This window comes from Flavobacterium galactosi (genome assembly GCF_048158585.1).
In the GTDB taxonomy this organism is placed as follows: Bacteria; Bacteroidota; Bacteroidia; order Flavobacteriales; family Flavobacteriaceae; genus Flavobacterium; species Flavobacterium galactosi.
On sequence record NZ_JBLNKV010000001.1, the window covers coordinates 938,458 to 958,797 of the forward strand.

At 33.5% G+C, this 20,340-nt stretch carries 23 protein-coding genes and 1 pseudogene; 14 read left to right on the forward strand and 10 right to left on the reverse strand.

The features are described from left to right. The first annotated feature begins 78 nt into the window (after positions 1-78). Together rplU and rpmA are read left to right on the forward strand one after the other, a co-directional pair. A complete protein-coding gene (rplU, locus tag ACM55M_RS03985) occupies positions 79-504 on the forward strand; it encodes a 50S ribosomal protein L21 (protein ID WP_416856212.1) in 426 nt (141 codons plus the stop codon). A 23-nt stretch (positions 505-527) separates the two neighbouring features. Continuing rightward, positions 528-794 (forward strand): 50S ribosomal protein L27, encoded by a 267-nt coding sequence (rpmA, locus tag ACM55M_RS03990; protein ID WP_086453627.1) that lies wholly within the window; start codon positions 528-530, stop codon positions 792-794. 210 nt (positions 795-1,004) lie between these two features. Here the strand turns inward: rpmA and ACM55M_RS03995 are convergent, their stop codons facing one another. From ACM55M_RS03995 to ahcY, 3 genes are all read right to left on the reverse strand, one after another. Continuing rightward, complete coding sequence (locus ACM55M_RS03995) at positions 1,005-1,343, reverse strand: hypothetical protein (protein ID WP_416856214.1); 339 nt, start codon at positions 1,341-1,343, stop codon at positions 1,005-1,007. Positions 1,344-1,350: 7 nt separating this feature from the next. Then, on the reverse strand, positions 1,351-1,689 hold the full coding sequence (locus ACM55M_RS04000; RefSeq protein ID WP_416856216.1) for a DoxX family protein: 339 nt from the start codon (positions 1,687-1,689) through the stop codon (positions 1,351-1,353). Between the two features lie 372 nt (positions 1,690-2,061). Then, complete coding sequence (gene ahcY, locus ACM55M_RS04005) at positions 2,062-3,378, reverse strand: adenosylhomocysteinase (RefSeq protein WP_416856217.1); 1,317 nt, start codon at positions 3,376-3,378, stop codon at positions 2,062-2,064. A gap of 254 nt (positions 3,379-3,632) precedes the next feature. On the opposite strand from ahcY, the gene ACM55M_RS04010 reads away from it, so the two are divergent. After that, positions 3,633-4,328, forward strand: coding sequence for a 4'-phosphopantetheinyl transferase family protein (locus tag ACM55M_RS04010; protein ID WP_416856219.1), 696 nt, complete (start codon positions 3,633-3,635; stop codon positions 4,326-4,328). A 38-nt stretch (positions 4,329-4,366) separates the two neighbouring features. Here the strand turns inward: ACM55M_RS04010 and ACM55M_RS04015 are convergent, their stop codons facing one another. From ACM55M_RS04015 to ACM55M_RS04025, 3 genes and pseudogenes are all read right to left on the reverse strand, one after another. Next, complete coding sequence (locus ACM55M_RS04015; RefSeq protein WP_416856220.1) at positions 4,367-4,756, reverse strand: group III truncated hemoglobin; 390 nt, start codon at positions 4,754-4,756, stop codon at positions 4,367-4,369. Next, positions 4,753-5,040 (reverse strand): hypothetical protein, encoded by a 288-nt coding sequence (locus ACM55M_RS04020; RefSeq protein WP_416856222.1) that lies wholly within the window; start codon positions 5,038-5,040, stop codon positions 4,753-4,755. Before ACM55M_RS04020 ends, ACM55M_RS04015 begins: the two co-directional genes overlap by 4 nt. 75 nt (positions 5,041-5,115) lie before the next feature. Then, positions 5,116-5,713 (reverse strand): annotated as a pseudogene (locus ACM55M_RS04025) (Crp/Fnr family transcriptional regulator). A 93-nt stretch (positions 5,714-5,806) separates the two neighbouring features. On the opposite strand from ACM55M_RS04025, the gene ACM55M_RS04030 reads away from it, so the two are divergent. The 5 genes from ACM55M_RS04030 to ACM55M_RS04050 all read left to right on the forward strand — a co-directional run bounded on the left by ACM55M_RS04030 (position 5,807) and on the right by ACM55M_RS04050 (position 12,058). Further along, on the forward strand, positions 5,807-6,526 hold the full coding sequence (locus tag ACM55M_RS04030; RefSeq protein ID WP_416856223.1) for a phosphoglycerol geranylgeranyltransferase: 720 nt from the start codon (positions 5,807-5,809) through the stop codon (positions 6,524-6,526). A 13-nt stretch (positions 6,527-6,539) separates the two neighbouring features. Continuing rightward, entirely contained in the window at positions 6,540-7,175 is a 636-nt protein-coding gene (gene pnuC / locus ACM55M_RS04035; protein WP_416856225.1) for a nicotinamide riboside transporter PnuC, read from the forward strand. Further along, positions 7,124-9,250, forward strand: a complete 2,127-nt coding sequence (locus ACM55M_RS04040) for a DUF4301 family protein (RefSeq protein WP_416856226.1) — start codon at positions 7,124-7,126, stop codon at positions 9,248-9,250. The genes pnuC and ACM55M_RS04040 overlap by 52 nt, the downstream gene beginning before the upstream one ends. A 2-nt stretch (positions 9,251-9,252) precedes the next feature. Further along, positions 9,253-9,657 carry an alternative ribosome rescue aminoacyl-tRNA hydrolase ArfB gene (gene arfB, locus ACM55M_RS04045; protein ID WP_416856227.1) on the forward strand — a complete coding sequence of 135 codons (405 nt, stop codon included), beginning with the start codon at positions 9,253-9,255 and terminating at the stop codon, positions 9,655-9,657. A gap of 253 nt (positions 9,658-9,910) precedes the next feature. After that, positions 9,911-12,058: a TonB-dependent receptor gene (locus ACM55M_RS04050; RefSeq protein WP_416856229.1), complete on the forward strand. Its 2,148-nt coding sequence runs from the start codon at positions 9,911-9,913 to the stop codon at positions 12,056-12,058. Between the two features lie 67 nt (positions 12,059-12,125). Here ACM55M_RS04050 and ACM55M_RS04055 read toward each other — a convergent pair whose 3' ends face one another. Beyond that, a complete protein-coding gene (locus ACM55M_RS04055) occupies positions 12,126-12,545 on the reverse strand; it encodes a Rieske (2Fe-2S) protein (RefSeq protein ID WP_416856230.1) in 420 nt (139 codons plus the stop codon). A 161-nt stretch (positions 12,546-12,706) separates the two neighbouring features. Between ACM55M_RS04055 and greA the strand changes: the two genes are divergently transcribed. The 3 genes from greA to ACM55M_RS04070 all read left to right on the forward strand — a co-directional run bounded on the left by greA (position 12,707) and on the right by ACM55M_RS04070 (position 14,894). Further along, complete coding sequence (gene greA / locus ACM55M_RS04060) at positions 12,707-13,183, forward strand: transcription elongation factor GreA (protein ID WP_121364313.1); 477 nt, start codon at positions 12,707-12,709, stop codon at positions 13,181-13,183. A 64-nt stretch (positions 13,184-13,247) separates the two neighbouring features. Then, complete coding sequence (locus tag ACM55M_RS04065; protein ID WP_416856232.1) at positions 13,248-13,637, forward strand: HIT family protein; 390 nt, start codon at positions 13,248-13,250, stop codon at positions 13,635-13,637. Positions 13,638-13,733: 96 nt separating this feature from the next. Then, positions 13,734-14,894 carry a transglutaminase domain-containing protein gene (locus tag ACM55M_RS04070; protein ID WP_416856233.1) on the forward strand — a complete coding sequence of 387 codons (1,161 nt, stop codon included), beginning with the start codon at positions 13,734-13,736 and terminating at the stop codon, positions 14,892-14,894. Here the strand turns inward: ACM55M_RS04070 and ACM55M_RS04075 are convergent. Further along, a complete protein-coding gene (locus ACM55M_RS04075; RefSeq protein WP_416856234.1) occupies positions 14,886-16,040 on the reverse strand; it encodes a sensor histidine kinase in 1,155 nt (384 codons plus the stop codon). The two genes, ACM55M_RS04070 and ACM55M_RS04075, sit on opposite strands and share 9 nt — an antisense overlap. A 187-nt stretch (positions 16,041-16,227) precedes the next feature. Between ACM55M_RS04075 and ACM55M_RS04080 the strand changes: the two genes are divergently transcribed. The 3 genes from ACM55M_RS04080 to aat all read left to right on the forward strand — a co-directional run bounded on the left by ACM55M_RS04080 (position 16,228) and on the right by aat (position 18,218). Then, positions 16,228-17,124: a flavin reductase family protein gene (locus tag ACM55M_RS04080; protein ID WP_416856236.1), complete on the forward strand. Its 897-nt coding sequence runs from the start codon at positions 16,228-16,230 to the stop codon at positions 17,122-17,124. A gap of 5 nt (positions 17,125-17,129) precedes the next feature. Beyond that, positions 17,130-17,507, forward strand: a complete 378-nt coding sequence (locus ACM55M_RS04085) for a DUF3127 domain-containing protein (protein WP_416856237.1) — start codon at positions 17,130-17,132, stop codon at positions 17,505-17,507. Between the two features lie 75 nt (positions 17,508-17,582). Further along, positions 17,583-18,218 (forward strand): leucyl/phenylalanyl-tRNA--protein transferase, encoded by a 636-nt coding sequence (gene aat, locus ACM55M_RS04090; RefSeq protein WP_416856238.1) that lies wholly within the window; start codon positions 17,583-17,585, stop codon positions 18,216-18,218. A 127-nt stretch (positions 18,219-18,345) separates the two neighbouring features. Here aat and ACM55M_RS04095 read toward each other — a convergent pair whose 3' ends face one another. Continuing rightward, on the reverse strand, positions 18,346-19,056 hold the full coding sequence (locus ACM55M_RS04095) for a HesA/MoeB/ThiF family protein (RefSeq protein ID WP_416856239.1): 711 nt from the start codon (positions 19,054-19,056) through the stop codon (positions 18,346-18,348). A 157-nt stretch (positions 19,057-19,213) separates the two neighbouring features. After that, a complete protein-coding gene (thiH, locus tag ACM55M_RS04100; RefSeq protein ID WP_416856240.1) occupies positions 19,214-20,335 on the reverse strand; it encodes a 2-iminoacetate synthase ThiH in 1,122 nt (373 codons plus the stop codon). Positions 20,336-20,340 lie beyond the last annotated feature (5 nt).

Consider the following 20,340-nt stretch of genomic DNA (forward strand, 5'->3'; position numbering starts at 1 on the left):
ATTTTTTTGCTTGAGGGATTGCAGGATAAATATTTAATTGTATATTTGCAACCTTAAAAATTATTAAAACAATTCAGTATGTATGCAATCGTAGAGATAGCAGGGCAACAGTTCAAAGTAAGCAAAGACCTAAAGGTTTACGTTCACCGTTTGGCAAATGAAGAAGGTTCGAAAGTTTCTTTCGACAAAGTTTATTTGTTAGATGATAACGGTACAATCACAATAGGCGCCCCAGCTATAGAAGGTGCTTCAGTAGAAGCTAAAGTGTTACAACACTTAAAAGGAGATAAAGTTATCGTTTTCAAAAAGAAAAGAAGAAAAGGATACAAAAAGAGAAACGGTCACAGACAATATCTTACTCAAATTGTAATTGAAGGTATTACTGGTATTGGTGCTAAGAAAGCAGCTCCTAAAAAAGAAGCAGTTGAAGCAACAACTACAGAAGAAGTAGAAGCTCCTAAGAAAAAAGTAGCTAAAGCTAAAAAAGAAGATACACAAGAATAATAACAAAATAAAACTAATACGTCATGGCTCACAAGAAAGGTGTCGGTAGTTCTAAGAATGGTAGAGAATCAGAATCAAAACGTTTAGGTGTTAAGATTTTTGGTGGTCAAGCTGCTATTGCTGGGAACATCATCGTAAGACAAAGAGGTTCAAAACATAATCCAGGTGCAAATGTTTACATCAGTAAAGATCACACACTACACGCAAGAGTAGATGGAGTTGTTTTCTTCCAAAAGAAAAGAGATAATAAATCATACGTTTCTATACTTCCATTTGAAGTTGAAGCATAATTGATTTTCTCAATTATTAGAAAACCCGTTTCGAAAGAAACGGGTTTTTTGTTTTTAATATTATAAAAATTGATATTGTGACTTGTGTTTGGGGTTTAGATTGCAGATTTTTGATGCCTAAATGGGTTTGTATATTCATTTAAGTAGAGTTATTACTGTTTTTATAAAACTTTATCGGATTACAAATAAAAAATTAAACTTCTGATTGATTTATCCTAATGTTTTATATAAAATATAAGTGTTCAGTAAAAAGTAGAAGAAGGCTGGTAAGGAAACTAACAAAGAATCTTTCATCTTTATTCTTACGCCCACGCCCAGCAGCATCAACAAAGCTAAACCTCCTGATGCAAAAACTAAAACAGTGTAACTCTGGATGCCTATAAACAAACCAAAAGCGCCTGTCAATTCTAAAACAGCGGTTAATATTCCAAATTTTTCGAGGCCAAAGCGTTTGAATTCATTTTTCATGTTTGTGGATACAAAATAAGCGATTCCGTAGATGAGAAAGGAGATTGCCGAAAAGAAAATAAGTACATTTAAGAAATTCATATTTTAATTATTTGGAAGCGAATAGCGCTACAAAAACGGATAACGCCAGAAGGAATAAAGATGGGAAATGTTTAGTCCAAGGGTTTTTTGCTTTAAAATGAAAAAATTGTGCGCATGCCATTAAAAAAGCCATTAAAAGTGCTGGGATAAATACTAATTCAGGAAACCATATTCCTGTTATTAATAAGGTTGCCAAAGTTATTTTTGAGGCGCCTACGAAGTTTCTTGTCACATCAGATAGGCCGTATTGTTTAAATTCGACAATGATGTTGTCAAGCCTAAAAATCCAAACATAACTTACGGACAATGCGATTACAAGTTGGGCAATAATGGTATAAATATTCATAGTTTTATGGTTGTAATTATTCTCTTCTTCGGTTTTATAAAGATGGTTTTTGAGTAAACTTAGTTAACAGTAAACTATATAATATACTCAAATATACCATAAACTTAGAACATAATGATTCCGTTGTTGGTTTATTAGTAAATAATAGCGGTGTTTTCATTATGATGCCAATCGAAGTTTTGTCAGTGGGTAATAATTAGTAAATTAAATCTGGATTTTAGCTAATATATAAACGGGAAATAAATCCGTGAGGTGGGTTTAACTAAAAACAAATGTCGCGCAACGAAGTCGCTCAAAAATAATAAACCCTCACATTGCTGCAAGGGTTTATATAAAACTGAAATCATAAATTGCTAATCAGCAATCTAAAATCTAGTATCTGTAATATTCTGGTTTGAATGGGCCTTCAACTGGAACACCAATATAATCAGCTTGATCAACACGTAAAGTCTCTAATTCTACACCTAATTTAGCTAAGTGTAACATAGCTACTTTTTCATCAAGGTGTTTAGGTAACATATATACATCATTGTTGTATGCTGCGCTGTTTTTCCACAATTCGATTTGAGCTAGAGTTTGGTTAGTAAATGAGTTACTCATTACAAAACTTGGGTGACCTGTAGCACAACCAAGGTTTACTAAACGACCTTCAGCCAAGATAAGAATGTCTTTTCCATCGATAGTGTATTTGTCAACTTGTGGTTTGATTTCAATTTTTGATGCACCGTGGTTTGTGTTCAACCAAGCCATATCAATTTCGTTATCAAAATGTCCAATGTTACAAACGATAGTTTTGTCTTTCATTTTTTCGAAATGAGAACCCAAAACAATATCTTTATTTCCAGTAGTCGTGATGATAATATCAGCAGTAGCTATAACGGTATCTAATTTCTTTACTTCAAAACCGTCCATTGCAGCTTGAAGCGCACAAATTGGGTCAATTTCAGTAACAGTAACAATAGAACCAGCACCTCTAAAAGAAGCAGCTGTTCCTTTACCTACGTCACCGTACCCACAAACGATTACTCTTTTTGCAGCAAGCATCAAGTCAGTTGCACGACGTACCGCATCAACAGCCGATTCTTTGCAACCGTATTTGTTATCAAATTTCGATTTAGTAACCGAGTCATTTACGTTAATAGCAGGCATTGGTAATGTTCCAGCTTTTACTCTTTCGTATAATCTGTGAACACCAGTGGTAGTTTCTTCAGACAAACCTTTGATTCCAGCTACCAATTCCGGGAAACGGTCAATAACCATATTCGTCAAATCTCCACCGTCATCAAGAATCATGTTCAATGGTTTTCTGTCTTCACCAAAGAATAATGTTTGCTCAATACACCAGTCAAAATCCACTTCGTTCAAACCTTTCCAAGCATAAACCTGAATTCCTGCAGCAGCAATCGCTGCAGCAGCTTGATCTTGAGTAGAGAAAATGTTACAAGAACTCCAAGTCACTTCAGCGCCAAGAGCGATTAAAGTTTCAATCAAAACCGCAGTTTGGATTGTCATGTGCAAACATCCTGCAATACGAGCTCCAGCAAGTGGTTGTTCGTTTTTGTATTCAGCACGAAGCGCCATTAAACCTGGCATTTCAGCTTCTGCTAGTTCAATTTCTTTTCTTCCCCAAGCTGCTAGAGAAATGTCTTTAACTTTGAAAGCCACAAAAGGCATAGTTGTAGTACTCATTTATAGTATATTTGTAATTGTAAAATTTTTTTGCAAATTTACGGAATAACTTTAGAATTTTACTGTTTTCTAAAAGATTTATGAATTGTTTAATTCGCTAATCTTTTGAACATTAACTAAATAATTTCTTTAAGCTGAACTTGTTTCAGTTTCTGGAGCTATTTCCCGCTTTTTGTTGCAATCTTTTTATTTTTAAAGAAAAAATAAAAAGGATTTCCACTTCAATCGGGGCTAAAAAACGAAACTATAACACGATGCCGCTTTTCAAAACCATAAATTTCTCCCGAACCGTCGGGGCTACTGCCCAAATTCTCGTTTGGAAAGTAACTGAATCCTATGCGGAATTATTAGAACAAGTGGTCTTAAACGATAGCAATCGCATCCGGCTCGACGGAATGAAATCAGAAATGCACCAACGCGCCTTTCTCAGTGTGCGCAAGTTATTGCAGGAAACGGGCCATACGGATTTAGATTTGTATTATGATAAATTCGGCAAACCGCATCTCCATGGAGAGAAACACATTTCCATAACGCATTCCCATAATTTTTCGGCAATTATCATTAGTGAAGAAACCGTAGGAATCGACATCGAATTACAAAGAGACAAAATCATCCGCATCGCTGATAAATTCTGTGACTCAGAATTTCAATTCTTATCACGAAGCTTCGAGACTGAAAATAAGGAAGAATACATCAGGAAATTGACCGTGATTTGGGGCGCCAAAGAAGCCATTTTCAAAATCCGAAACGAAAAAGGAATCAGTTTTAAAGATCATATTAATGTCTATGATTTCGAATTAAACGTTAAACAAACTATTGCAGAACTTCACTTTGATAGTCTGGTCAAAGATTTTAAAATTCATTTTGAAGAAATAGAGTCAAGCCCCGAAAGCTTTCGGGACGAACAGGTAAAGCAAAATTTCACCTTGGTTTATGTCTTCGAAAAGTAGTGTTCAGGGTTCATTTTTTAGTCAAAAAACTAAATCATTTATACTTTACTTCTGCTTTCAAAAATATTCCTATAAATGAAAGTACCCATTTTCCGAGCTCTTCGTTTCAGTATCTCGACATTTTCACCTTCAAAAAGTTCGTCTAAAGTTTCAAACCATAAGTTCAGCCAAATACCAAATTCATTAGGCGAAATCCGATGGTCAAAATGTTTGTCCACTTCGTTATGAGCCGCAATGGGATTTCCGTTGTATTTCTTTACCGCAAATAAATTCATTTCCCAAAAATCCGTCAGCTTTTCTAAATGTTCGTCCCAATTAGTGATAGTTTCATTAAAAAAGAAACCAATTTCTTTGTCGGCTCTTATTTTAGCATAGAAAGAATGGACGAGAAGGGTCAAGTCGTCTCGATTTTCAATTGTTTTTTTCATAATGCAATATTATTCAAAAAGATGAACAAAGCACTGCAAAGTACACTTGTAATGATGAGGTTGAATACTAATTTATGGTTCATTTGTGATAATATAGAAGTGTTCACTAACATACAAATTAAAACAATAATGGCTAATTGTGTCATTTGTAAAATAGAGGTGCCGTTAGAAAGAATGAACATTGCTGCAGCGGCACCTAGACAACTTTGTCCAATAACTGCCATTGTTGAAGAGCCAATAAAATTTTGTTCAAAATTTTCGAATGTTTTTTTATAGAGTGTCATAATATGTGAATTTTATATAGCAAATTTAGTTGCACTTCCATCCAGTTTTTTATGACTTAAATCATAAAGCGAAAATTAACGGTACGCTTTTCGGTTAATGATTTTCAAAGTTCCTTTTTTTTCTAATGATTTAATGGCTCGAATAACAGTTTCTACACGGAGTCCGGTTAAATCGCCAATTTGCTGCCGGGTTAAATCAATTCGATATCCATTTTTATCTTCTTTGAAATTAAAATAAGCAATAGAATAATCAATTAATCGCAAGACTCTATGTTCTGGTTCGTGAGTGGAAATCTCAGCCGCCATAACCGATTTATAATGCAAACGTTGTGCTAAATTTTCAATCACCTTTGTAGATTCTGATGGATTTTCATTCAGTAATTTCATAAAGCCGTCTTTTGAAATACTGAGAAGCTCTGTGTCTTCAACAGCTATTGCATTGGCGGGATAGGGTCGATTTAAAAATAAAGGAGGCTCGCCAAAACTTTGATTTTCGGTAAAAAAAACCTTGAATGAATTCACGACCATCATCGTTAAAATTATTCATTTTTACTTCTCCGGAAAGTATTTGATAGTAATGTGCAGCTGAATTGCCTTCTTCAAAAATGGTTTCTGTTTTTTTATATGATTTTCTAATGGCGCCATATTTTTCCAATAATTCAGTAGCTATCATAATGCATTTATTTTTTTGTTAAGAATTGTAAACAAATATAATTGATTCAAAATAGTTCTCAGACTTCAAAAAAACTTTTACTTTTACGCTATTATGAAGCAAAAGATTTACAATCAACTACTCCAAGACAAGTTAGAAAACAAAAAAAGGTTGGCCATTCTTCTGGATCCGGATAAAGTGGTTTTGGAAAACCTTGATCTTTTAATTTCAAAAATCAATCATTCGCCGGCAACACATATCTTTATTGGTGGAAGTCTGGTTACAACTAATATTCTAGAGGAGTTAATTGTACAGATTAAACAAAACTGTAATTTACCACTCGTTCTTTTTCCTGGAAACCCATCCCAGATTTCAGCTAAAGCCGATGCGATTTTATTCTTGTCGCTAATTTCAGGCAGAAATCCCGACTATTTAATCGAACATCAGGTAAATGCGGTTCCAATTTTGAAACAAACTGATTTAGAAGTAATCTCAACCGGTTATATTTTAATCGAAAGTGGTAATGAAACGGCAGTTGGACGCGTTAGTAAAACCAAACCATTGGATCGCAATGATATTGATTATGTAATTCAAACCGCCCAAGCAGGTGAAATGCTCGGGAATAAATTGATTTATCTCGAAGCTGGAAGTGGTGCAAAACAAGCGGTCCCTCTTAAAATGATTAAAAAAGTTGCTCAAAACATTGAAATTCCATTAGTTGTTGGAGGCGGAATTGTAAATTTGCAAGGAATTCAAAAGGCGTACAATGCAGGAGCTGATTTGGTGGTAATAGGAACGGCTTTTGAAAACGATATGAATTTTTTTAATCAATAATTTAAAGGATAAAATGATAGAATATTTTTTTTCTCAATATAGAGATTACCCAACATTCGACATTGTTCTGGAAATTGTAGCAGTAATTTTTGGGCTATTTAGTGTTTGGTATGCAAAAAAAGATAATATTTTGGTTTTTCCAACAGGATTAGTAAGTACATTTATCTATGTTTACTTACTATGGAAATGGACTTTATGGGGTGATATGATGATCAATGGCTATTATTTTATAATGAGTATTTATGGTTGGTATCATTGGACAAGGAGAAAAGGAGACACCATAGAGTTTCCAATTTCAATAATTTCTAGTTATGAAAAAAGAATTGCAATAATTATTTTTATATTTACGGTCGCATTTGTGGTTTCAGTTTATCACTATTTTGATAAATTTACCACTTGGTATGCTTATGTTGATACCTTCATAACGGGTATTTTTTTTATTGGAATGTGGCTTATGGCTAAAAGGAAAATTGAAAATTGGATATTTTGGATTATTGGTGATGTTATTTCCATTCCATTGTATTTTATAAAAGGGTTTACTTTTACAAGTTTTCAGTATCTAGTATTTACAATTGTTGCCGTTTACGGCTATTTAGAATGGAAGAAAACCTTAAACAGTTCTCAAAAAATGGAACTACAGAAATTATAAAAATTGCTCTTTTTGGCCCTGAAAGTACAGGCAAAACTACTTTAGCAAAGCAACTCGCCGAATATTATAATACGGAATGGGTTCCTGAGTTCGCACGAGATTATCTTCAAGAAAAATGGAATAAAAATCAACTTATTTGTGATGTTGATGACATGTTGCCTATTGCCTATGGTCAAACCCAATTAGAAAATAAAAGTCTTTTAATCGCTAATAAATATCTTTTTTGTGATACAAATTTGATGGTGACAAAGGTATTCTCCGAAGTGTATTATAACTATTGTGATCCACTATTAGGCGAAGCGGCTCGTGAACATGAATACGATTTGTTTTTCCTGACGGATATTGACGTTCCTTGGGAAAAAGATGATTTAAGAGATAGTCCTGAAAAAAGAGAATCAGTATTTGCAGTTTTTAAACAATCTTTAATTGATAATAAAAAACCATTTATAACGCTTTCGGGAGACAAGAATTTACGTTTAAACAAAGCCATTTCAATAATCGATGATTTGACAGAAGCTAAGAAAATGGGTTTTTCTTCTGTTGATTTTGTGCAAATTTATGAAAATGAAATCCCGCTGGAAAACATCAAACAGCAATTGATTTTTTTTAGAAACGGAATAATAAAAAGTGATCTGGTGGGACCCGCAACTTTATTTAACGGTATTTTAAAATTACATGAAAAAGATTTTCAAGAAAAGGCGGCATTTTTTGATCAAAACAAAACAGATTTAAAATTGGAAAAATTTGTTCCCGCATCTGGGGCGGCAAGCAGGATGTTTAAATTCTTGATTGCTTTTTTGAGTGAATTTGATATTGAAAATGAAAGTATTAATGCTTATATAAACCGGAAAAAAGATACGGAACTATCTATTTTTATAGTGGGATTAGAAAAATTTCCGTTTTTTGAAGCAATTTATGAAAAGTTGAGAGATGAATTTCCGGACTTTGATTCGCTCAGCAGGGATTATAAAAACTATTATTTTATAAAGTTGCTTTTAGCTAAGGATTTCTTTGGTTTTTCAAATAAACCTAAGGGAGTGCTCCCTTTTCATAAATACAAGACCCATATTGCCACGGCTTTGGAAGAACATTTGTATGAATGTGCTTATTATTCGAGTTCAAATAATGTTTCCCATTTGCATTTCACGGTTTCTGAAGCTCATCAAAATCAATTTGAAAGTATAATTGATGCTATAAAAAGCCCAATTGAAAAACAATCTGGAACATCTATTACTACCAGTTATTCATATCAAAATAAGAATACAGATACTCTTGCAGTGGATTTTGAAAACAAACCCTTTAGGGATGAAAATGGACGATTGTTTTTTAGACCGGGAGGTCATGGTGCTTTGATTGATAATTTAAATAATCAGGATGTCGATATTGTTTTTATAAAAAATATTGACAACGTAATTCAAAATCACATTCAAAAAATTGCTTTATATAAAAAAGCATTAGCAGGAATTTTAATAGAAGTACAACAACGATTGTTTAAGTATTTGTGCACAATAGATGCCAAAGAAATCCAACAAGAATATATTGATGAAATTTTGCTTTTTTTGGAAGAAAAATTAAATATTAGAACTCCAGACGATTTTTACGAACTTAGTTTTGAAAATAAAATTATCGAACTTAGAGCTGTTTTAAACAGACCCATCAGAGTTTGTGGAATGGTAAAAAATGAAGGGGAACCCGGTGGTGGACCATTCTGGGTGAAAGATGAAAAAGGTTTAGTTTCATTGCAAATTGTAGAAAGCTCTCAAGTGAATTTATCGAATGAAGGTCAAAAGAAAATCCTTGATAACGCTACTCATTTTAATCCTGTTGATTTAGTTTGTGGGCTTAAAAATTATAAGAAAGAGAAGTTTGACCTAACGAAGTTTGTAGATCATAACAGCGGATTTATTGTAGAGAAAAACACATTAGGAAAAACTATTAAATCATATGAACTGCCTGGTTTATGGAATGGCGCTATGGCAAACTGGATTACCATATTTGTTCAAGTACCGTTAATTACTTTCAATCCGGTGAAAAGCGTAAATGATTTATTAAAATCGGCACACCAGCCTCAATAAAATTGGAAAAAGAAAAAATCGTATCAGAATTAACTTTCAAAGCCGTTCGAAGTAGTGGTGCTGGCGGACAAAATGTAAATAAAGTTTCTTCTAAGGTGGTTTTGACTTTTGATTTGAAAAAGTCACAGGCATTGAACGAAGCGGAAAAATTGCTTCTGGAAATCAAATTATCTTCAAGATTAACAACGGATTTAGTATTGATTTTGAACTGTGATGAAGATCGGAGTCAACTTAAAAACAAGGAAATTGTAATCAAGCGATTTTTGGAAATAATAAAAAACGGCTTACTTGTTCCTAAAGAAAGAAAAGCAACTAAAATTCCCAAATCGGTTATTAGAAAGCGAATAAAGGATAAAAAGAATATTTCTGAAGTTAAGAAAAACAGGAAAAAGCCTGATTTAGATTAGGCCATTTTCACTTTTTTTTCTAAAACTTTAAACTTTGAACAAAAAAAACTACTTTTGTACCGTCTCAAAGGGGTGCCTAAAATCTGAATCAATTCAGAATAAAGCTGAGATTATACCCAAAGAACCTGGACAAGTAATGTTGTCAAGGGAAAAAATGACAAAAAAGAGTGCATAGTACTTTTTTGTCGTAGGAAACAATCATTTTAATTTAACAAAAGAATAATTCCCCCTTTTATTCGTAATCTTTTTACGGATGAATATTTTATTTTACAAAAAGAGCCAAGAGCCAAGAGCCAAGAGCCAAAACAGAATTACATTACTAGCATCTTGCTTCTTTCTTCTAATTTCTATTATCGCTTTTTCACAAGTCAAAGACACTACCAAAGTTAACCAACTCGATGAAGTATTGGTTTCGGCAATTCGTGTTACTTCAAAAACGCCTGTTAGTTTTAGTAATTTGGATAAAAAAGAACTCAAATTTAGAAACTTGGGGCAGGATATTCCTGTTTTGATGAATTATCTGCCATCAGTTGTTACGACTTCCGATGCTGGAAATGGAGTAGGTTACACTGGAATCCGTGTTCGTGGTAGCGATGCGACAAGAGTAAATGTCACTATCAATGGAATTCCTTATAATGATTCCGAAAGTCATGGAACATATTGGGTAAATATGCCGGATTTTGCTTCTTCGGTGGAGAGTTTGCAATTGCAACGCGGTGTAGGAACTTCAACAAATGGAGCAGGTGCTTTTGGTGCGAGTTTAAATATGTTGACTGATTCTTATTCTGATAAAGCAACAGGAGAAATTTCTAATTCTTTTGGAAGTTTTAATACTCAAAAACATACAATAAAATTTAGCACGGGATTAATTAATGATCATTTTGAATTGGCGGGACGTTTGTCTGCATTAAAATCGGATGGTTATATTGACAGGGCTAAGTCTGATTTAAAATCTTATTTTCTTCAAGGAACGTACGTTGGTAAAACGACTTTAATTAAAGCGTTGGCTTTTGGAGGAAAAGAAAAAACGTATCAATCTTGGAACGGAACTGATGGTGCGACTTTAATTAGTGATAGAACGTTTAATTCAGCCGGGATTTTTACTGATGAGTCCGGGAATACAAAATATTATGATAATGAAACGGATAATTACCAACAAGATCATTATCAATTGCATTGGAACGAAAAGGTTTCCAATAATTGGAGTTCGAACTTAGCTTTTCATTATACTAAAGGAAAAGGATATTATGAAAATTATAAAGAAGACGCTAATTTTTCTGATTATGGATTGCAACCAGTAGGAGCTTTAACAACAACAGATTTAATCCGTCAAAAATGGTTGGATAATGATTTCTATGGAACTACATTTTCTGCAAATTATACAACTGAAAAACTGGATGTCATCTTTGGAGGGGGTTATAATAAATATGAAGGAGATCATTTTGGAAAAGTAATTTGGGCTCGTTTCGCTTCTCAAAGTGAATTGGGAGATCATTATTACGATGATTTTGCTGTTAAAACCGATGGAAATGTTTTTGCAAAAGCAAATTATCAAATAACAGGAAAAATAAGCTTATTCGGAGATTTACAACTAAGAAATGTTCATTATAAAGCTGATAGTCCAGAAACAGGTTCCGTAAATGACAACTTTAATTTTTTTAATCCAAAGGCGGGATTGAATTTTGATGTCAATGCTAAAAACAAGTTATACTTTTCGTATGCAAGAGCAAATCGGGAGCCAAACAGAACAGATTATGAAGGGGGAAATGCTAAACCAGAAAAGTTGAATGACTTTGAATTGGGTTGGAGATATGTTGCTGATAAACTGAAATTCAATTCAAATATTTACTATATGGCCTATAAAGACCAATTGATATTAACTGGAAAATTAGATGATGTAGGAAGTCCAATCCGTTCTAATAGTGAGAAAAGTTACCGTTTAGGACTGGAAGTTGATGCTACAATTGCGGTATCGGAACAATTTATCATTCGTCCTAATTTTACTTTAAGTGCTAATAAAAACATTGATTTAGCTGTTGAAGGGGAGAATTACGGAACTACAGATATTGCTTATTCACCATCAGTTATTGTTGGAAATATTTTGGTTTACAAACCTACAGAAAACTTTCAAGTGTCTTGGATGCAAAAATTTGTGGGAGAACAATATATGAACAATATTGAATTACCGGCTGCAAAGTTGGCGGATTATTTTGTAAATGATTTGAATATTGCTTACGAAATTAAACTAAAATCGGTTTTCAAATCAATTATTTTGACTGGTTTGGTAAACAATGTTTTTGACAAGAAATATGTTTCCAATGGGTATATGTGGGATGTTTATCCATACTATTATCCACAATCCGGAATTAACTTCTTAGCTGGATTAACACTGAAGTTTTAGATTGTTATTAGTTATATTACTTGAAAATCCTGATGGTTTAACTGTCAGGATTTTTTGTTTTATGATTTTAATTATATACCCGAAGTACGTTTCCATTCACTTCTACACGGTATTGCTTTAAAGGATATTGTGCGCCCCCTTGGGCTTGACCCGTAAACAAACTGTACTCTTTACTGTCACAAGGACAAACTACATTTATTCCTTTTATGGTCATGGTAGAGCAGCTGCTCAAAGCTTGATTAGGACAAGCGGCATCGAATGCGTTATACCCGCTTCCGGTGTTGAATACAAATATCCCTTTGGCACCCGCACCAGAATAATAAATAGCATTACTGGGATACTGGAGATTAGAATATGCGGGTAGATTCATGTTGATATCTAGAGTGAAACTATAATTAGGAAGGTATGGATTTTTATTGTCAAAACCATTGTTACTACAACTAAAGAAAAAAGAAATAATAAAGAAAAGTAGGATGTATTTTTTCATTTTAAAATATAGTAAAAGAATTAGCGAAACAAATTTAATTTATTTAACTTTGAATTATATATGATTAACATATATTTATAGGCTAAAAAAAATAATAATATCTTTGTGGAAAGAAATCCCGTCCTGATGGGATTTTTTCTATTTATATAAATGACGAAATTATGAGCACAGTATCTTATTACACCGCGGAAGGATTAAAGAAGTTAAGAGAAGAATTGGATTATTTGAAAAGTGTAATGCGTCCAAAAGCATCTGCAGATATAGCTGAGGCAAGAGATAAAGGTGATTTGTCTGAAAATGCAGAATATGATGCTGCCAAAGAGGCACAAGGAATGTTGGAAATGCGAATCGCAAAATTAGAAGAGGTACATTCTAATGCTCGATTAATTGACGAAACGCATCTTGATGTTTCTAAAGTGTTGGTTTTGTCCAATGTGAAAATCAAAAACCAAACCAATGGGATGGAAATGAAATACACATTAGTAGCCGAAAGTGAAGCGGATTTAAAAACAGGCAAAATCTCTGTAACCTCCCCAATTGGCAAAGGTTTACTAGGAAAATCAGTGGGTGAATTTGCTGAGATTACGGTTCCTAATGGCGTTTTGAAATTCGAAATTTTAGAAATTTCCCGCGACTAAACCCAGTTTCAGTTATTTAAAGTGCTAGTTTTTTAATGTTATAATCAAATATCATAAATCAAAGATGTCAAGTATTTTTACAAAAATCATAAACGGAGAAATTCCTTGTTATAAAATAGCAGAGGATGATAATTTTTTGGCGTTTTTGGATGTAAATCCAAATGCAAAAGGACACACGCTTTGTGTTCCAAAACAGGAAATCGATAAGATTTTTGATATTGAAGATGATTTGTACATAGGTCTTATGCAGTTCTCAAAAAAAATAGCCATTGCATTGGAGAAAACAGTTCCTTGTAAAAGAATTGGAATGGCCGTTATAGGTCTTGAAGTTCCTCATGTACACGTTCATCTTATTCCATTGAATGAGATGGATGAAATGCGTTTTCAGAAAAAAGTGTCTCTTTCAAAAGAAGAATTTGAAGCACTGACAATAAGTATTCAAACTAATTTATAATATTTTTGCCAATAAAATAAATTGGTACGGTTTTCGTTCAGAAAGGGAATAGGTGAAAGCTTATTCCCTTTTTAATTTATGAGTCTATCCAGTAAGATGAAAAATATTTATATACTACTTTTTTTATTTTTATCCGTTTTAAGTTTCGGTCAGAATGTAGGATATGCTTTGATTGACAAGAAAATGGCTGCTATTTCCACTAATTCTACTGAGGCGATTGCTAATTATATAAATGCTAACTTTAAAACTGATTCCGATAAAATTCGTGCTGTTTTTTATTGGACTGCATCAAATATTAGCTACGATGTTGCTAATATGTTTACGGTAAACTTTAATGAAACTCCACAAGAACAAATAACAAAAACCTTAAAAACAAAGAAAGGGGTCTGTATTCATTATGCTACCGTTTTTAATGATATTTCGAATAAAATTGGGATACAATCATACATAATAGAAGGCTATACAAAGCAATATGGGAAAGTGGCAAACTTGGCTCATGCCTGGTGTGCTGCTAAAATTGATAATAAGTGGTATTTATTTGACCCTACCTGGGGTTCAGGCTATGTAAATAATGGGAAATTTTTTAAAAAATTAAATGAGACTTATTTTAAGGCAGAACCCGCAAAATTGATTTCTTCTCACATTCCTTTTGATTATTTATGGCAGTTTCTAAATTATCCAATTACCAATAATGAGTTTTATGAAGGGGTAACTCAAATCAATAAATCCAAGAAATACTTCAATTTTGAGAATGAAATTGCTAAATTAAATACTTTATCAGAAATTGATAAATTATTTGAGTCTGCAGCAAGGATAGAAAAAAATGGAGTTAAAAATACCATGATTTTAGAACGTTTGGAAGGGAAAAAGAAAGAGATAACTTATTTGCGACAAAATTCGAATGTTGAAAAATTAAATTCAATAGTCAACAATTACAATGAGGCTGTCGATTTATTAAATGACTTTGTTCATTATAGAAATAATAAGTTTAAGCCCACTTTATCTGACGATGAAATTAGAAGCTTGATTCAAGCTCCTATTGAAAAATTAGCCAAATGCCAAGATGCCATTTATACCATAGGTTCCGTTGGGACTGATAATTCTTCCAATTTGACTTCGTTAAAAAAATCAATCAATGATGTTTTAGTACAAGCAAAAGAACATGAGTCATTTGTGCAGGAATATTTAAGTAAGTCAAAAATTGTCAGAAAGACTATGTTTACAAAGGTTTCTTGGTTTGGAGTTCCGTTAAACTAAATTGCTTTTTTTAAAACTGACTTGCATTGTTGTTCCTTTTCCTATTTCGGAATTCAAGACCTTTATAGTTCCTTTATGGTATTCTTCCACAATTCTTTTGGTTAAAGAAAGACCCAATCCCCAACCCCTTTTTTTAGTGGTGAAACCGGGTTCAAATATGGTTTTGAATTGTTTTTTTTGAATTCCGCCTCCAGAATCTATGATGTTTATATTGACAGAGTTACCTTCTTGCTCAATTTCTAAAGCTAATTTTCCTCTTCCTTTCATCGCATCGATAGCATTTTTTACCAGATTTTCTATCGTCCAACTGTGTAAGGTAGGATTAAGCGAAACGATAATAGGTGTTTTTGGTGCTTTAAATGAAAATTCAATTTGTTTCGAAAATCGAGATTGCAAATAATCATAAGACTGAAGCGTTTCTTCTATGATATCTTTGTTTTCTAATTTTGGTTCCGAACCTATCTTCGAAAAACGGTCTGTTATGGTTTGCAGGCGTTCAATGTCTTTTTCAATTTCGAAAGTAGTGCTTTCATCTACATTTTCGGCTTTCAAGAGTTCTACCCAGCCTATCAATGAGGAAAGTGGTGTTCCTATTTGGTGCGCGGTTTCTTTTGCCATTCCTGCCCAAAGTTTGTTTTGGATAGCCATTTTGGTACTTCGATAGAAATTATAAACTAAGCCACCAAATAGTACTATAATAAGCAATAAAGCAATCGGGTAATATTTTAGTTTGTTCAATAATGCCGAATTACCATAATATAGTTTTTGAAATTTTCCCGGCACATATTCAATTACAATGGGATCATTTTCGTTTTTTAAATCATGTAAAAATGCGTTTGCCTTGGGTTTATTTTTTACAATGGCATCATCAATATTTACCGTATTTATGATACTGTCATTTTCGGTAAGGATTATAGGAATTGAGGTATTGTTGCTAAAAATCTGAAGCGGAAGTTCTACATCGGTATTTTCACCTGCATTGATAAGTGTCTTTTGTGCTTTTGCCCAAAGGTTCATTTTTAAGCGCTCTTCGTTTTTGAAGATTTGAAAAAATGTGTAAGTGTTCCAAAGAATTAATGAAATTATGAAAAAAGAAGCAAAAATAATAATCCAACGAGTTGTATTTTTTCTTTCTGAAAATTGCATAAATTAAGATTTGAGGTATAAATATAACGAAATATGAGCATTATTATTTTAGTTTTATGTAAAGAATTGATTTGGTGAAAACTGTTGAATTTATTTATTCTTAAATCGTAAAACGTTCTTTTTAAATTTAAACCATTTACTTACTTTTGTGAGTTAAGAATCGTATTTATATACAAAGAAGAAAAGCATGATTAGTATTGATCCTAAAAGTATTAAAACGGCAAAGTTGCAAGGCTATTTGCAAAGTTCAGTAGGACCAAGGCCTATCGCTTTTGCGAGTACTATTGGTGTCAATGGAATTCCTAATTTATCGCCTTTTAGTTTCTTTAATGTGTTCAGTGCCAATCCGCCAATCCTTATTTTTTCACCAGCAAGACGAGTTCGTGATAATTCGATTAAACATACTTTAATCAATGCCGAAGCAACTCGAGAAGTGGTAATTAACGTGGTGAATTATGATATGGTACAACAAACATCTTTGGCAAGTACCGAATATGCTGATGGTGTAAATGAGTTTATAAAATCAGGTTTAACGCCTATTCCTTCTGATGTTGTGAAACCTTTCAGGGTTAAAGAATCGCCAGTTCAATTTGAATGCAAAGTTACCCAGATTATTCCTTTAGGGAGTGAAGGAGGGGCAGGGAATTTAATTATTTGTGAAGTAGTACGAATTCATATTTCGGAAGCAGTTTTAGATGAAAACGGAGCTATTGATCAGCATAAAATAGATTTGGTTTCAAGATTAGGCGGTAACTGGTATTCCAGATCAAATCAAGGACTTTTTCAAGTGCCGAAACCATTGTCAGCTTTAGGAATTGGGGTGGATGCTATTCCGGATTTTATAAAAGAAAGTCCCGTTTTTGATGGTAATGATTTGGGAATATTAGGTAATATTGAAACCTTGCCTACATTAGAAGAAGTTAGTATATTTGTAAAAAATAATTTTGCTGTAAAAGGCGTTTTAAGTTCTGATGACCCAGAAAAAGTACACTTGGAGGCAAAGAAATATTTGGATGACAATGATGTTTTGTCTGCTTGGAAAGTGCTTTTAGCAAAAAATAACATAAATAACAATAAAAAATAACGAAGATGGAAGTTACAGGAAAAATTAAAATGCTTGGGGATGCTAAAAATGTAGGAAACGGTAGTTTCTTAAAAAGAGAGCTTGTAGTAACAACAGAAGAACAATATCCACAACATATTTTAGTGGAATTTGTACAAGATAAATGTGATTTATTGAATAGTTTTAAAGTAGGTGAAGCCGTAAAAGTTTCTATCAATTTAAGAGGCCGCGAATGGGTAGATCCACAAGGTGTGACTAAATATTTCAATGCAATACAAGGATGGAGAGTGGAAAGAGTAGCCGCTGATGCACCGAATGCGCAGATGCCTCCAATGCCAGCTGCAGAAGCATTTGCTCCAGCTACAAATTTAAACGAAGAAGAAGCAGACGATTTGCCATTTTAATCATTTGATTTTATATTTATAATAGTTAACAACCCGACAGTTATAATAGCTGTCGGGTTTATTTTTTAATAAAGAATGTATTATTTAACTAAAGAACTATTCTTTCCTCCAGTTTCTCAGACTAATGCTACGGGTATTCTCGCTCTTGGGGGAGATTTGTCTACTGAACGTTTGCAACTTGCTTACAAAAGTGGAATTTTTCCATGGTTTGAAGATGGAGAACCTATTACATGGTGGTCACCTAACCCCAGAATGGTTTTGTTTCTGGATGAATTGATTGTTTCAAAAAGTATGCGTAATATTCTTAATCGCAATATTTTTAAAGTTACTTTCAACCAGAATTTTAGAGACGTAATCTCTAATTGTCAAAACATAAAACGCAATGGTCAAAACGGGACTTGGATTACCAATGATATGATTGAAGCCTATTGTAAATTGCATGAATTAGGCATAGCCAAATCTGTTGAGGTTTGGCAAGATGATGTTTTAGTTGGTGGATTGTATGGCATCGATTTAGGACATGTTTTCTGTGGTGAAAGTATGTTTTCTACAGTTTCAAATGCTTCAAAAGTGGCTTTTATTGCTTTGGTAAACCAATTGAAAGCAGCCAATTATAAATTGTTGGATTGTCAGGTTTATAATCCGCATCTGGAAAGCTTGGGTTGCAGGGAGATTGAGAGAGAAGAATTTATGGAAATATTGGGTAAATAGTGTTCAGTTTTCAGTCGTAGTTTTCAGGCTGTAGACTACTTATTAAAGATAACAGAAATGAATTCGGTTATCTATATTAATAAGTACTATGACTGATTTTACTGCCAACTGCGACTGAAAACTTCTCTTAAAACTTCAACTTTGTAAAACTCCAATCCAAAGTATTATATAGTACCAATTCATTTTCTAAAGTAGGTAAATCCATAATCAGTTTCAAAGTTTCATGCGCCATCATTGTTCCTATAATTCCCGGAAGCGTACCCAATACACCATTCAAATTACAATTGGGAACATCTTTTGGGTTCGGTGGCTCTGGGAATAAATCACGAAGATTTTTATTTCCATTATGGTTGAAAACTGCCATTTGTCCCTCGAATTTCAAAATGCTGCCGTAAATCAATGATTTTCCTAGTTTTACGCAGGTATCATTTACCAGATAACGGGTTTCAAAGTTATCGCAACCGTCAACAACTATATCAAAATCCATGATGATTTTTGCGGCGTTTTCAACAGTTAATTTTTCTTCAAAAGCAATAACATGAATCAATGGATTTAAAGTTTCTAAAACCGATTTTGCCGTAATTGCTTTTGATTTACCAACTTGTTGCTCCGTATATAAAATTTGGCGGTGCAAGTTGTGCAATTCTACTTTGTCAAAATCTACAATTCCTATGGTTCCTACTCCGGCGGTTGCCATGTATTGCAAAATAGGGCAACCCAATCCGCCTGCGCCAATTACCAAAACTTTGGCTTTTTTGAGTTTTTCTTGCCCCGAATCGCCTATTTCCGGCAACATCATCTGGCGGTTATATCGTAAAAAATCTTGAATGATACTCATTTAATTTTAGATTGAAATGAAAATATTTCTTTTCCCCTTTCGGGATAATGTCATTAAGTTAAGGGTTTTTGAATGAAGATTAACGATTTTTTGAATTCAGATTTGGTGTTGATAAATACGAGATTGTTTATTTTACGGGATCTCATACATCTGAAATCTAAAATCTGCAATCATAACTTCTGTCCCAATCCTTCCAAACGGGCTGGTATCCTTTGCTGGAAATAATTTTTGCAATCTCGGCAGCGGAACGTTCATCACTGATTTCAAATTGCTCCAATGATTGTGGATCAACCACATATCCACCAGGATTAGTTTTAGAACCGGCACTCATACTGGTAATGCCAATTGAAATAATATTATCACGAAATTTTTCATTCTCACGGGTTGACATGGAGATTTCTAAGTCTTCATTCCACAAACGATAGGCACAAATGAGTTGGGTTAAATCGGCATCATCCATGATAAAGTTAGGCTCAATGACTCCTTCTGCCGGTCGTAATCTGGGGAAAGAAACCGCATATTTAGTTTGCCAATAGGTTTTCTGTAAATAATCCAAATGCAAGGCATTAAAAAAACTGTCCGTGCGCCAATCTTCCAATCCTAATAAAACACCCAATCCTATTTTATGAATTCCTGCAGTCCCTACTCGGTCTGGTGTTTCTAAACGAAAATCAAAATTGGATTTTTTTCCTTTGGTGTGATATTGTTTGTAAACGTCACGATGGTAGGTTTCTTGATATACTAAAATAGAATAGACCCCGCCTTCATTTAATTGTACGTATTCTTCTGTTGACAAAGGTTGTACTTCGGCTGAAATGGTCGAAAAATCATTTTTTATTTGTGCAATTGCCTTTAGAAAATAATGAATGTTTACGGTATGATTTGCTTCGCCAGTAACCAATAAAACATGATCAAATCCTGCTTTTTTCAAGACCTCGATTTCTTGCGTGATTTCATTTTCGGTAAGTGTTTTTCGCTTGATTTTGTTATTTAAACTAAAACCACAATACGTGCAAATATTTTGGCATTCGTTGCTTAAATACAAAGGAGCATACATCTGAATTGTTTTGCCAAATCTTTTTTTGGTAGATTCCTGTGCCAGCTGTGCCATTTGCTCTAAATAAGGTAGGGCGGCGGGTGAAATCAATACCAAAAAATCATCGAGATTTCGTTTGCTTTTGGCCAATGCACATTCGACTTCCCGTGTTGTTGTGCTGTATATTTTCGATTTAATAGTATCCCAATCGTAGTTGTCAAAAACCGATTTAAATGTTTTCATTGTTT